Annotated in this window: 10 protein-coding genes; 9 read left to right on the top strand and 1 reads right to left on the bottom strand. The window is 35.7% G+C overall.

Features of this window, described 5'->3' with window-relative positions; genetic code table 11:
* Positions 1-104 precede the first annotated feature (104 nt).
* Both IPM14_10420 and IPM14_10415 read left to right on the top strand, forming a co-directional pair.
* Positions 105-2,144 carry a pullulanase gene (locus IPM14_10420; protein MBK9098507.1) on the top strand — a complete coding sequence of 680 codons (2,040 nt, stop codon included), beginning with the start codon at positions 105-107 and terminating at the stop codon, positions 2,142-2,144.
* Positions 2,145-2,906: a hypothetical protein gene (locus tag IPM14_10415; GenBank protein MBK9098506.1), complete on the top strand. Its 762-nt coding sequence runs from the start codon at positions 2,145-2,147 to the stop codon at positions 2,904-2,906.
* A gap of 11 nt (positions 2,907-2,917) precedes the next feature.
* Here IPM14_10415 and IPM14_10410 read toward each other — a convergent pair whose 3' ends face one another.
* Positions 2,918-6,256: a PAS domain S-box protein gene (locus IPM14_10410; GenBank protein ID MBK9098505.1), complete on the bottom strand. Its 3,339-nt coding sequence runs from the start codon at positions 6,254-6,256 to the stop codon at positions 2,918-2,920.
* Positions 6,257-6,632: 376 nt separating this feature from the next.
* On the opposite strand from IPM14_10410, the gene IPM14_10405 reads away from it, so the two are divergent.
* The 7 genes from IPM14_10405 (at position 6,633) to bamA (ending at position 13,538) form a co-directional block, all read left to right on the top strand.
* Positions 6,633-7,406, top strand: a complete 774-nt coding sequence (locus IPM14_10405; GenBank protein MBK9098504.1) for an ABC transporter permease — start codon at positions 6,633-6,635, stop codon at positions 7,404-7,406.
* Between the two features lie 111 nt (positions 7,407-7,517).
* Positions 7,518-8,606, top strand: coding sequence for a branched-chain amino acid aminotransferase (locus IPM14_10400; protein MBK9098503.1), 1,089 nt, complete (start codon positions 7,518-7,520; stop codon positions 8,604-8,606).
* A 134-nt stretch (positions 8,607-8,740) separates the two neighbouring features.
* Complete coding sequence (gene lexA / locus IPM14_10395; protein MBK9098502.1) at positions 8,741-9,388, top strand: transcriptional repressor LexA; 648 nt, start codon at positions 8,741-8,743, stop codon at positions 9,386-9,388.
* 13 nt (positions 9,389-9,401) lie between these two features.
* Positions 9,402-9,650 (top strand): hypothetical protein, encoded by a 249-nt coding sequence (locus IPM14_10390; GenBank protein ID MBK9098501.1) that lies wholly within the window; start codon positions 9,402-9,404, stop codon positions 9,648-9,650.
* Positions 9,651-9,663: 13 nt separating this feature from the next.
* The gene (locus IPM14_10385; GenBank protein ID MBK9098500.1) at positions 9,664-10,092 is read left to right on the top strand and encodes a hypothetical protein; all 429 of its coding nucleotides are present in this window, start codon (positions 9,664-9,666) and stop codon (positions 10,090-10,092) included.
* A gap of 157 nt (positions 10,093-10,249) precedes the next feature.
* Entirely contained in the window at positions 10,250-11,065 is an 816-nt protein-coding gene (locus tag IPM14_10380) for an isoprenyl transferase (GenBank protein ID MBK9098499.1), read from the top strand.
* A complete protein-coding gene (bamA, locus tag IPM14_10375) occupies positions 11,040-13,538 on the top strand; it encodes an outer membrane protein assembly factor BamA (protein ID MBK9098498.1) in 2,499 nt (832 codons plus the stop codon). Before IPM14_10380 ends, bamA begins: the two co-directional genes overlap by 26 nt.
* Positions 13,539-13,559 lie beyond the last annotated feature (21 nt).

The following is a 13,559-nucleotide window of genomic DNA, read 5'->3' as shown; positions in this document are numbered from 1 at the left end:
GACAGATTACTAATCTGTCATACTAATTTTATAATATTTATTCTAATTTTATGAAATATCTATCCAAAAAAACAATTTTTGTAACAATTAGTCTTTTCACAATCATGGGAAGTAAATTGCATTCAACTGATCAGCCAAAATCATATCTCAATCCAATTCAGAAAAAACAAAAACAACTCGATAAACTTTATTCAGACAAAAAGCTCGGTTCATTTGTTGAGAACGGGAAGACATTTTTTAGATTGTTCACACCAAATGCAGAAAAAGTTTCTCTGCTTACTTTCGAAACACCAGAGCAGACAAAAGGAAAAGAATTCCCGATGACAAGAGATGAAAACGGTGTTTGGGAGACTTCGCTCGATGGAGAACTTTACGGATTGTTTTACGGTTTCAAGGTTTGTCATCCCGGAACTCCGTGCATTGAAGATATCGTTTGCATCGATCCTTATGCAAAAGCAGTAACTACTTTTAATAGTTATTTCAATCCGCGCAGAAGTATTGTTGTTAAAGAAGGAAATTACGATTGGGAAGGCGATAAGTGGATCAAAAGAGATTGGCGAGATCTTATTATTTATGAGATGCACATTCGTGATATGACTGAACATCATTCATCGGGAGTTACTCAAAGAGGAACTTATCACGGGCTAATTGAAAAAGGAAAAACCGGGGGAATCGATTATATAAAAAATCTCGGTGTAAACACTGTTGAACTTTTACCTGCACAGGAATTTGCCAACATCGAAATTCCATTTAAAGATTCACTCAACGGAAAATTCAATACATGGAATCCTTATGAAAGAAATCACTGGGGATATATGACCGCAGCATTCTTTGCACCTGAAAGTTATTACAGTGAAAATGTACGTGAGCTTGAATGGGAAAAATGGAGCGGAAAAGATGCGAAAGCAGTCACCGACTTTAAAGATATGGTGAAAGCTTTTCACAAAGACGGAATCGCTGTGATAATGGATGTGGTTTACAATCACATTTCAGAATATGAAATCGGAAACCTGAAACAGATTGACAAAGAATATTATTTCAGATTAGATGAAAAAGGAAATTACCTTGCTCAAAGCGGATGTGGAAACGATTTCAGAACTGAAGCACCGATGGCAAGAAGAATGATCGTTGAGAGTGTTCTTTACTGGATGAAAGAATATCACATTGATGGATTCCGTTTCGATCTTGGAAAGTTGATTGACTGGGAAACACTTGAACTAATTATTCACGAAGCAAAGAAAATTAATCCGTACGTAGTTTTCGTTTGCGAACCCTGGGGCGGAGGATATGATCCTGCTGGATTTTCTGTTCGTGGCTGGGGTGCGTGGAATGATCAAATAAGAAACGGAATTAAAGGTGAAAATCCTTTTGATGGTCACGGCTGGATTTTTGGTAAGTGGTATGGAAATAATCATCCTACCAGAATTAAAAGTTATGTGAATGGAACTCTTACAAAAGATACTCTTGGATTATTCCAGAAGCCTGATCACTCAGTAAATTATCTTGAATCTCACGATGGTTATACCCTTGGAGATTTTATTCGACTTGGATTAGGTGATGTCAAGAGAGATGAAATAATTAAAGATGTTGATAAACACGTTAAACTTACTCCTCTTCAATTGAAGCTGAACAAACTTGCTGCATTATTTCTTTTTACCTCAAGAGGAATTATTATGATTCACTCAGGGCAGGAGTTTGCAAGAAGTAAAGTTATTCCACAAAACATTCCCGAAGAAGATCCGCACAAAGGAATGATTGATCATAATACTTATGATAAAGATAATGAAACGAATTACATCAATTACAATCATGTTAAAATTAATCAGGATTTGTCCAACTATTACAAAGGCCTGATTGCGCTCCGTAAAAAGTATGATGCATTCAGAAGGTCAGATTATAATGATGTTACCTTTTTCAATTACAAGGAGAAGCCTTTCGTTCTTGGTTATTCAGTAAAATATAAAGATGAAGAATTTGTTGTACTAATAAATGCAAATCCAAAATCTTCATTCGAAACTGAATTGCCGGAAGGAGAATGGGAAGTTCTTGCAGATGAAAACATTGCAGGAATTAATTCAATTAAAACAATTCAGAAAAAAGTTACATTAAGCAGTTCATCTGGAATGATTTTTAAAAAGAAATAAATGAAAATAATCTTCTTAAATATTTTCTGTTTGATTTTACTAGACACTCCCAAACTCCTGCCTCAGCAATTTTCAGTCGGTTCACCCGAATGGCTTGTTGATATATTCTTCAGTAAAAGCAGTTTCCCGGATAAAGCAAATTACCTAACTGGTGAATTGATTGAAGAATCAAATGGAAAAACAGTCGGTGAAGAGCTTAACGGAAAAGCTAAAGTATCATTCCATCAAATCAAATCAACTAATACTACCTGTGTTTTTGCAGTAGAAGTTCAAACAGAAACCAAAATAATTGATTTTTACAGCTATCTTATTAAAGATGTGAATGAATGGAAGATGAATGCTGTGAGAAGATTTTTATTGCCGGCATTTATTTATACTGCACGGGATTCACTCCTGAATCTTAATACACTACCACCGGGCGATTCAGTGTTTTTGCTTTCACTGCAGCTATTTACTGCCTCGGATCAGGAATTAAAAAATTATCTCAGCTCCAATCTGGAAAGTTTCCAGGATCTAATATCATTATTCATTAACAATGAAAAAGATAAAGCTAACATTGTGCTGGCATCGGTAGGATGTAATGCTATCTACACAGATAAAAAATATCCTGGTTGTACTTTCATTCAAATATTAAAATTTGAAAATATGGAAGCCGGATTTGTTCAAGCGGCTGATGCAATCCTTCTACCGGCAATTTTATTTGAAGAGTTTGTTTATTTAGAAGAAGTTGTCCCGGGCTGGTTTATCTATCGTACAATGTAGAGTAAAAGAAACTATTTATTTCTTTTTCTCAAAGATTTTTCGATCGCTGTTTTAAGGCTTATCAGGTTAACAGGTTTATTGAAAATATATTCCACACCAAGCTCAGTATACTCCTGGATTTCAGCACGGTCAATTTCTCCTGAAAGAATAATTATCGGAATGGTTTCCCTCAGATTATTTTTGATCAGTTCACGAACAAGTGCTAGTCCACCCATTATCGGCATTTTGTGCTCTGTAATTACTAAAGCCGGAGGCGATTGAATAATCCGTTCAAGCGCTTCTTTACCATTTGAAACTACGTTAATTGCATAGTCAGAGGTAATATTAATAAGAACTTTTGAATAGAACATTCTTTCTCGTGTATTCGGATCAACAAGAAGAATTTTTGTTGATGCAACAGGAATTGTGAAAATAAATTCAGTCCCTTTGCCAAATTCACTCTTAACATCAATCGAACCGCCATGCTTTTCAATGATATCTTTTACAAGAGAAAGTCCAAGCCCGCTTCCTTTTTCACCGGCAGTACCCTCTGATGTAAATTTTGTTTCAATGCTGAAAAGTTTTTCGAGGTTATTTGCTTTTATTCCTACGCCAGTATCTTTAACTGAAAAAGTTATAAATCGTGATGTTGACGATACATTAACAGAGATCATAATCCTATCGCCAAGTTTAGTAAACTTGACAGCGTTGGAAAGGAGATTATTAAAGACCTGAAGAATAAGATTCTTATCACCAAAAATGTGAAGGCCGGGGTCAACAAGATTTTCAATCTCAACACCCTTTTTAAGTGCAGTTCCGGATACAGTACTTATTGAACTTTCAATTATTTCTCTTGCATTTAATTTTTCAGGCTCAAATTTTATTCTGCCGGTCTGCAGTCTTGTCCAATCTAACATTGAATTAACAAGTGCAAGCATTGATTTGGATGAGTCCTGTATATAAGAAATGTACTGCTGTCTTTCAACATCAGTAAGTGTTTCATCTTCAAGAAGAAGATCAGTGAAGCCAAGTATCGAACTGAACGGAGCTCTTAAATCGTGCGAAATAATGGATAAGAATCTGTCTTTTGCATCATTCAGCTTCTTAAGATTAGCTGCCGATTGTTTTAGTTCCTCTTCAGCTTTTTTGTTGAAAGTTATATCGCTGACAAGCCCGTAAATTTTATGAATATTTCCTTCAGCATCGCGGATAAAATTAATTTTATTTCTTACCCAGACAATATTTCCTGATTTGTTAATTATCCTAAGTTCAAATTCTCCGGCTGATTGCTTCTCGCTTTTCCAAAGGAATGCTAGCCGTTTCTTCATATCAGAGAAATCATCCGGGTGAACAATTTTTAAAAACAATCTGTGATCAGTCAAGAATTCTGTCTGAGTATAACCAGTAATTTTTTCGATTGCATTAGAAAAATATGTGGGCATCATTTTATCGTCAATACGCTCAAAAGTATAAAGCAGATCTTCAATGTTTTCAGCAATGTTTCTGTATTTCTGCTCAGAATCTTTTGCTGCTTCCTGCATCCGTTTTCGTTCGCTTATATCTTTAGCGACAAATATCAGGTACGGCTGATTCTTTTTTTCAAGTTTGAAAGCATAAAATTCTGCGTGGAAAGATGAGCCATCTTTTTTTCTGGCAAGGAATTCAATTCTTTCTTTTCCTTGCTGAGATTCCCTTTTTGATTTGAGATAATCAAGTATTGCCGGAATACTTTCTTCATTAACCAGTTCTAAAATATTTCTGTTTTCAAGTTGCTTTGCAGTTTCATAACCAAATATTTTTGCAAAAGAATCATTAACCATTGTTATGACTTCATCAAGTTCAACAGCCATTCCGTCTTTTGAGGCACTGAACAGCGATTTATAAATATTCTCTGAATCAGCTATAGGGGTGAATTGCGGCTTTTCAAAGAAACAATTTACCGTGTAAAGTTTGCCATCAATTACTTCAGCTGCTTCAAGAATTATTAATAAATCTTTTTGATTTGAATTCTTATCCTTTAATGTGATTGGTAATAATTTTTTCTCACCAGAGAATAATGTTGATATTTCTTTGTTTAATCTGGTAACGTCATCTTCGGTAATAAAGCTGAAAAAATTATTGAATAGCAATTCATTCTTCTGATAACCGGTTAAGGTTGATAATGCAGAGTTTGCCAGGATAATTGAGCCTTCAATTCCGATTCTGCACATAGGCTGGGAAATTTCCAGGTGCGGTTGTGGTTCTTCCCGATTTTTCCAGGTCTGTTGAAAAATTGCTGTGTCAAGTTTGATTTTTTTGCAAAGTACAATTGCTTCGGCATCAACATCATGACCTCGATAAAAATCCAACTTAACAGGAAATCTTTCAAGGTTTTTTTTCAAGAGAAAAGTAGAGATCTCACAAGTATTAAAGTCATTCAACTGTTGAATTAAATTCAGCAATTCATTTTTATTGATAGCTGGGAATAAATCATTGATGGTAAGTATAGCTTCTGACCTTTTCATTCCACATATTTGTTCGAATTGCTTATCCCAGTCAAAGATAGTTCCATCGCCTTTAATAAGAAAAATTCCACTATCAGTTTTTCGGGAAATTTCCTGATAGTAATCGAGCTTACGTAGCCTTTCAACCATTGCGTCGATTTCTTCCGGTGGAAGAGGGCTCTCTTTAAAAATTAAATAAAGGATTTGTACAAATCCATTTTCACCAATTACCGGTTCAATTGTGCAATCATACTTTTTAATTTTATTTTCGATATCGAATTCAAGTTGAAGAAACTGAGCCTTGCCGAATTGAACAGCATTATTGAATGAATCAATTACTTTTTGCTGCGGTGTTGTAGTGAAAATATCATTTAAATTTCTGCCTGTGATTTCTCTCCTTAAAAGATTTGAACCCTGGATTTCTTTACCTGCAGAATATTTTATATCACCGCTTGAATCTGTAACGATGAGGAATATCTCTCCTTTATTAATGAAATCTGTCGTCAGCTTTTGCTGAGAAGTATCTCCGTTTTCAGACAGAAACTGAAGGTCTTCAATTATAAGCATGCCAGACGTGATATTTTCTTCCTCGTAAATAGGTGAGCCTTTTACAATAAGCGAAATTAATCTACCGTCACTTGTCTTGATATGCTTTATTTCTTTTTCAAATGGTCTGCCTTTAACTACTGCTTTGAGCTCTTCAATTATATTGACTGGTGGGAAAATGTTGTACTTGAAAATATTTATATTCAGAAGAGAGGTATTGAACTGATAGAGTAAACCAAGTTTGTGAAAATTTTGATTAATGAACTCGACTCTACCATGAAAAGAAAATGTTAGAATTCCCAATGGAATCTGGTCAATGAGTATTTCAGTACTCTGTTGCAAGAAAAATTGCCCACACAAGATAGTTTGAAAAGCAGAATTAACGTGCTTTTACAGCAATTATAGTGCTAATCAGGAAAAATTTTTACATCATTTTTTTAATTAAAAACCAATTGCTCACTTATTTGGATTTTAGCAGAACAATCATTCAGGCCACGCAAAAAACAAGATTTTAGTTACATCGCGTTAAAAATATTTTTCACAACAAGAAAATACTTTGTTGTTATGCTCAATGTTTGTCGTCTCAGAATGATATGTTTTACAAGTTGAACGTAGCAAAATAAGAAATAAATTAGGCCATTAATCCAAAATTGTCAGACGCATGATTTAGGTAATTTTCTTTAAATTTTAATGTGAAGTAATAATAATTTTGTGTGTTGTGTTTAATAAATTTTTCCAGACAATAGGTAAACGATCTTTAGCTTTTCTTGAAGAGACAGGACAGGTTTTTTTGATGCTGTTTGGAATTGTGAGAAGCTTCAAAAGTCTTCATCGAACAAGAAAAGAAGTATTGTTCCAGATGCAGCACATTGGTGTTGATTCATTACCGCTTGTTATAATCATTGCTACATTCACGGGTGCGGTTGCTGCATGGCAGGCAGCTTATCAATTAAAAGGAATCGCTCCGCTCTCACTGCTTGGCGGGACTACCAGCAGAGCTATTATTACTGAGCTTGGTCCGGTACTAACAGGAATTGTTATCGCAGGAAGAGTTGGTGCTTCCATTGCTGCCGAGCTTGGCACTATGAAAGTTACCGAACAAATTGATGCACTCGAAATTATGGCAATTGACCCCATCAGATATTTGGCAATGCCGAGATTTTTAGCTGCGATTTTAATGATGCCTGTTCTTGTAATATTTGCAAACACAATCGCTGTTGCTGGTGCTTATGTTGTCTCTGATTATTTCTTGCAGGTTCCTTACAGTGTTTTTTTTGGTTCGGTGAGACAGTTTTTTGAGTTTTCCGATCTTACAGGTGGATTAATTAAAACAGTAGTGTTTGGTGGTGTAACTTCACTGTTGGGATGTCATATCGGATTCAAGACTTCCGGTGGTGCGGAAGGTGTTGGACTTTCAACCATTCGTTCATTTGTACTATCGGCAGCACTGATTTTAATTCTCGATTACTTCTTGTGGACCTTATTGTTCTGATAGAAGTGAATATTAAAATTGGCTTCTGTGCGCTTTGTCAATTAAGGAGTTTAAATTCTCCGCAAAATTGAGTACCATTAATTGTCATTTAAGAAAATTCTGGAGTAAACAATGGAACCAATTCAATTCAATATAAAAGAAAGAAAATCAAAAGTTAACCTGCCTGAATCTCTTGGATTTGGAAAAATTTTTACCGACCATATGTTCGAAATGGACTATAATGAAAAAGATGGATGGCATAATCCGAGAATAAAACCGGTTGATGAATTACCAATCCATCCTGCTGCAATGTTTATTCATTACGGACAGGCAGTATTTGAAGGGCTGAAAGCTTTCAGACAAGAATCGGGCGATATAGTAATATTCAGACCGGATAAACATTTCGAAAGATTAAATAACTCGTCGAGAAGAATCTGTATACCCGAGATTGATGCCAACTTTGCAATTGAAGCTCTAAAGGAATTAATTAATATTGAAAGAGATTGGATCCCTGCAAAACATGGCGATTCACTTTATATCAGACCATTTATTTATGGTGCAGACCCATTCCTTGGCGTTAAACCGGCAAAAGAATATAAATTTATTTTACTGCTGTCACCTGTTGGTGCCTACTATCCGGAGGGTTTCAAACCAGTTAAAATTCTTGTGACAGATGAATATGTAAGAGCTGTCAGAAAAGGCTTAGGTGAATGCAAAACACCAGCAAATTATGCGGCTAGTCTTCTTGCTGGTCAGGAAGCTATTAAAAAGGGATTCACTCAGGTTTTGTGGCTTGATGGTATTCATCAGAAATATATTGAAGAGGTGGGGACAATGAACATCTTCATCAACTTTAAAGATGAAATTGTAACACCAAGATTAAATGGAACCATTTTACCAGGAGTTACAAGGCGATCAGTGATTGAAATTCTGAAAGAATGGAAAATGAACATAGTCGAAAGAGAAGTTTCAATTGATGAAGTAGTAGAAGCATACGATGACGGAAAACTTCTCGGCTTGTTTGGAACCGGCACCGCAGCAATTATTTCTTCAGTTGGCTGGCTGACTTACAAAGGCAAACAAATGGTTTTCAACGATGGAAAACCAGGTGAACTGGACCTGAAACTTTTCAATGAACTTACGTCTATACATTACGGAAAGAAAAAAGACGTACACAGCTGGCTAACGCTCGTCGAACAAAAAGAGGTAGTTCTTACCTAAAATCCAATTAAGGGCAGAACGAAATCATTCTTCTGCCCAATTCCTAAAAATATTCTCCTCATAAAAATTCTTAAAGAAGTACTTGACAAGTGGTCATATGTGCACTATATTTGAAGTGAACAATTGAGCACTATATGAAAAACAAATTAACAGACAGACAGGAAGAAATCCTGAATTTTATCCGGCAGTTCACAAATGAAACGGGCTACCCGCCAACCCTCCGGGAAATAGGGAAACATTTTCAGATTTCTTCAACATTCGGAGTCAAAAGGCACTTGGAAGCTTTAGTAAAAAAAGGCTTTATCAATATTGAGAGCAATGCAAGCAGAGGAATTTCATTTATTAAGAAAAATGATGACGAACCCATTAATAAAATTGCTGTGGATGAAAATGTATTCATAAAGATTCCAATCCTTGGTAGAGTTGCTGCAGGTCTTCCGATTAATTCAGTAGAGAATTTGGAAGGCTCACTGGTCGTTGATCCATCATTTCTGAAAAAAGTTGAAGAAGCATTTGCACTGAGAGTAAAAGGTGATAGTATGATAAATGCAGGGATAAATGACAAGGATTTGGTAATCGTTTCTCCTAAAGAGCAGGCAAAGAATGGCGATATTATTGTTGCTATGTTAAACGATGAAGCAACTGTCAAAAAATTTGAATATGTAAATAATAAGATAAGACTCATTCCAGAAAACAACTCCTACAATCCAATTGATGTTAAAAACAGTGATGACTTCAGATTAATTGGAAAGGTTAAAGGTGTTGTCAGATGGTTAAATTAAAAGGAGTGGAAAAATGAAAACAGATATTTTTATTCAGGCAATTAGAAAAAGAAATTATTTGCAATTTCTGTATGGCTTGGAACAGTTCGATATTGAACCATACTACATCGCTAAAAATAAATTCGGAAGAAAAATAATTTATGGCAGAGTTAAGAATACAAATGAAGTCCGGAAATTTGAGTACAACAGAATTGCCAATATTCGGGTTGTAAACTCATTTAGATTTTCACCGGTTATACCAATAAATACATTTGCCTCCTGAGGAGAGATTTTTTATGGATAGTTCAGAAAGAAAAGCAATCGATTTGTTAGTGAATGAGTTTTGGAGACTTGGTTATTTTACAATAAGCCGTAGACTTGGTACTTATCTTCCGGAACCATCAAATATCGGTAGATTTTCAGTTGATGTTATAGGAAGACAAAGAGAAAAGTACGCTATAGGGATTACACTTACCAAAGAAGATATTTTTAATCCCGATTTAATAGAAAAAATCAATTACCTGGCCTCCAGAAAAAGTAAGGCATCTGATAAACCAATACTATTACTCGTTGGAGTACCTGATGATTATTATAAGCAGGCAAAAGAAATACTATCAAATGTTGATGATAATGTTAGAAAAAATGTTAAACTCACTCGTATAGTTGAGCGGACAATTGAAAGAGGCAGAAGCAGTCAGTTAAAGGATCAGGTTATCTTCTCCTGAATTAATATCGCCGCTATTATTTTTACCTTTATTCCAGTCTTCAATCCACATAATATTCTGTTCATCTGATTATATTATTTAATCAGGCTTCATTTTCCTTGATTTATTAGACCATCGACTATAATTTTACAGGCTTCATCAATAAAAAAAATTAAGATTGGCAAGTAAAAAGACACAATCTGATAAAGCTCTTCAGGAGGAACTGAAGAGAAGCGGCGAAATACCAACCCACATTGCAATAATTATGGACGGAAACGGCAGGTGGGCAAAAAAACGTGGTTTACCAAGGGTTGCCGGTCACCGGAGGGGTGTTGAAACTGTAAGAGAGATAGTTGAAGTTTGTGCTGAAATAGGAGTAAAATATCTTACTCTGTATACTTTTTCAACAGAGAATTGGAACAGACCTAAGGATGAAGTTTCCACACTTATGCGACTTTTATTGAAAAGTCTAAAGGACAGGCTCGACGAACTTAACAAAAATAATATTAAACTGACTTGCATAGGAAACATCGAATCGCTTCCGGACGTCGTACAGAAGCAGCTTTTTAAGGATATTGAAAGAACTAAGAATAATAAGAGGATGACGTTAAATCTTGCACTTAGCTACAGCGGACGATGGGAACTTTTAGAAGCTGTAAAAACTATTTCAACAAAAATTGCAGAGGGGAAAATTTCTCCCGAAAATATAACTGAAAGAACTATCTCTGATAATTTGACTACCAAAAGCATGCCCGATCCAGATCTTATAATCAGAACAAGCGGTGAATTTAGAGTAAGTAATTTTTTACTCTGGCAAATTGCTTATTCAGAATTCGTTATTCTCGATGTTTATTGGCCGGATTTTTCAAGAGAACATTTATACGATGCAATCAGACAATATCAGAAGCGAGAACGCCGATTTGGTAAAGTAAGCGAGCAGATCAGTAATTCTTCGGACGAAACACTTAATGAGGATTCGACGGTTGAAGTTTAGCAAGATATTTATAATAGTTTCGATTTTTCTCTTTTCAGTTTCCTCATTCTCACAGAGTAATCAAAAAAGCTATAAAGTTTTAGGGATATCTGTTGAAGGCAACAAATCAGCAGATGCTGCAACGATAATTGCAAACAGTGGATTGAAAGTTGGCAGTGAAATTCAGGTTCCGGGTGATCAAACGCTAAGTGCTATAAGACAACTCTGGACACTTAACATATTTTCCGACATCCAGATTTTAATTGAGAGAGAAATTGCAGAGGGAGTTTTTCTTCTCATTAAAGTCGAAGAATATCCGAGACTTGAGCGTGTAGTAATTGAAGGAAATGATGAGATAGATACAGAGGATATTGAGGGCAAGGTAACCTTTCTGCGGGGAACGGTAATATCTCCGCAATCCATAGCGAAATTGAAATTGAGAATCAAAGATCTTTATGCTGAAGAAGGATTCTTAAATGCTGAAATCGAAGATGAAATGTTCGAGTTTGTATCTGCTGATACAGTTGATGATGACATAACAGTGTATTGGAGAAACAAGAAAGATTTTTCTGATGAATACGAGTTTACCTATGAGAGCAGCGATCTGATATATTCAAATCTGATTGAAAGAATTAAAGACCGTGTTTTGTTAAAGCTTACAATCAATGAAGGTAGCGAAGTGATCGTCAGGGAAATTGAATTTAATGGAAACACAGTTTTTGATAGCGATGATCTGGCCGGAGAAATGGATGAGACTTCAACGGCTAAATGGTGGAAATTTTGGTCAAGTGCTCAGTTTAAACCTAAAGATTACGAAAAGGATAAGCAACTGGTAATAGATTATTATAAAAAGAATGGTTACCGTGATGCTGAAATTTTGAACGATTCACTCATTTACTATAATGATAATCAGGATTTGAAAATCTTAATTAATGTTTTTGAAGGTCCTCAATATAAAATCAGAAATATTACGTGGGAGGGAAACACTGTCTATCCTGATTATGTACTAAATGAAAGATTGGATTTCGCCAAGGGTGATGTTTATGACTATGAAAAGTTTCAGCAAAATCTTAGAGGCAATGAAGCACAGACAGATATTTCCGCATTATATCTTGACAACGGTTATCTAACTTTTAATGCTCAGGCAGAAGAAAAAAGAGTTAGCACTGATTCAGTCGATATTCATATTCGTGTTGAGGAACGGAATCAGTTCAGGATATCCCGTGTTGAAATTGAAGGCAATACTAAAACAAAAGATAAAGTTATTCGCAGAGAGTTGTACACAATTCCTGGTGATTATTTTAACCGCGGCTTTTTATTCAGAAGTGTTCAGCAGCTTGCCAATTTACAGTACTTTAGCGCGGAAAAATTGTATGGTCCGGGAGGAATAGATACACGGCTCGAAAGTGACAGCACAGTTGCAGTCATCTTCAACGTTGAAGAAAAATCAAGTGATTACCTGAATGCTTCGGTCGGATACAGCGGTGCATTTGGATTCAGCGGATCAATTGGTGTTACGCTTACAAACTTTTCTATAACAGAGCCCTTCTCACTTGGCGGTGGACAAATCCTAAATTTCAACTGGCAGTTTGGTTTTGGGAATATTTACAGAACTTTTACAGTCGGTTTTACTGAGCCGTGGATGTTTGATACTCCAACTTCCGTCGGCGTTGATGTCTTCGATACTCGTCAGCAGTATGTTTATGATTTACGGCAGACAGGTGCAACTTTGCGAGTTGGGAGAAGATTAAAATGGCCGGATGATTTCTTTTATATTCAGGGAAGATTACGATATCAATATAACAATGTAATTGAAGGGCAAAACTTCTACCAGGAAGGTGTTACTCACCAGTACACACTTGGTGCAACATTAAGTAGAAGAAATATTGATAATCCAATATTTCCATCACAGGGTTCTACATATACGCTCGATATGGAAGTATCAGGTGGACCATTCTTGCCCGGAGATGTAGATTATCTGAAGAACACTTTCAAAGCTGAATGGTACAAGAGATTATTCAATACTAATAGGTTGGTTTTCTATACAGTTGCAGATTTTGGTTATATAGATGAAATCGTAAAAGGAACGCCGATACAGCCATTTGAATTTTTCTATATGGGTGGTAATGGTTTGGTGATTTCAACAGTTCCACTACGAGGTTATCCTGATAGAAGTGTTGGTCCGAGAAACGTTTTCGGACAAGTCATTGGCGGGCGTGTTTTTGATAAAATTGGTGCTGAACTACGTTTTGCTGTTACTTTAGAACCGATTCCTCTTTACCTTCTTACATTTGCAGAAGCAGGAAATGTTTTTGAAAGTTTTGACAAAACAGATATTTTTGATGTAAGAAGATCAGCAGGAGTAGGGGCAAGAATTTTAATCAATCCCATCGGTTTAATAGGCTTTGACTTTGGTTATGGTTTTGACCGTAAAATTGTTGATGGCAGAGATCCTGAATGGCTCTTCCATTTTCAATTTGGTAAAGGATTTTAGTTTAACTCAATTTAAAATAAC

The organism is bacterium (assembly GCA_016716565.1).
In the GTDB taxonomy this organism is placed as follows: Bacteria; Bacteroidota; Ignavibacteria; order Ignavibacteriales; family Ignavibacteriaceae; genus IGN2.
This window is presented reverse-complemented; position numbering and strand designations above follow the sequence as displayed.

What these genes read in the sequence shown, in the direction of transcription:
- bamA (MBK9098498.1), top strand. Translation starts at nt 11,040, where the DNA reads ATGAGGATTCGACGGTTGAAGTTTAGCAAGATATTTATAATAGTTTCG.
- IPM14_10420 (MBK9098507.1), top strand. Translation starts at nt 105, where the DNA reads ATGGGAAGTAAATTGCATTCAACTGATCAGCCAAAATCATATCTCAAT.
- IPM14_10415 (MBK9098506.1), top strand. Translation starts at nt 2,145, where the DNA reads ATGAAAATAATCTTCTTAAATATTTTCTGTTTGATTTTACTAGACACT.
- IPM14_10390 (MBK9098501.1), top strand. Translation starts at nt 9,402, where the DNA reads ATGAAAACAGATATTTTTATTCAGGCAATTAGAAAAAGAAATTATTTG.
- lexA (MBK9098502.1), top strand. Translation starts at nt 8,741, where the DNA reads ATGAAAAACAAATTAACAGACAGACAGGAAGAAATCCTGAATTTTATC.
- IPM14_10385 (MBK9098500.1), top strand. Translation starts at nt 9,664, where the DNA reads ATGGATAGTTCAGAAAGAAAAGCAATCGATTTGTTAGTGAATGAGTTT.
- IPM14_10400 (MBK9098503.1), top strand. Translation starts at nt 7,518, where the DNA reads ATGGAACCAATTCAATTCAATATAAAAGAAAGAAAATCAAAAGTTAAC.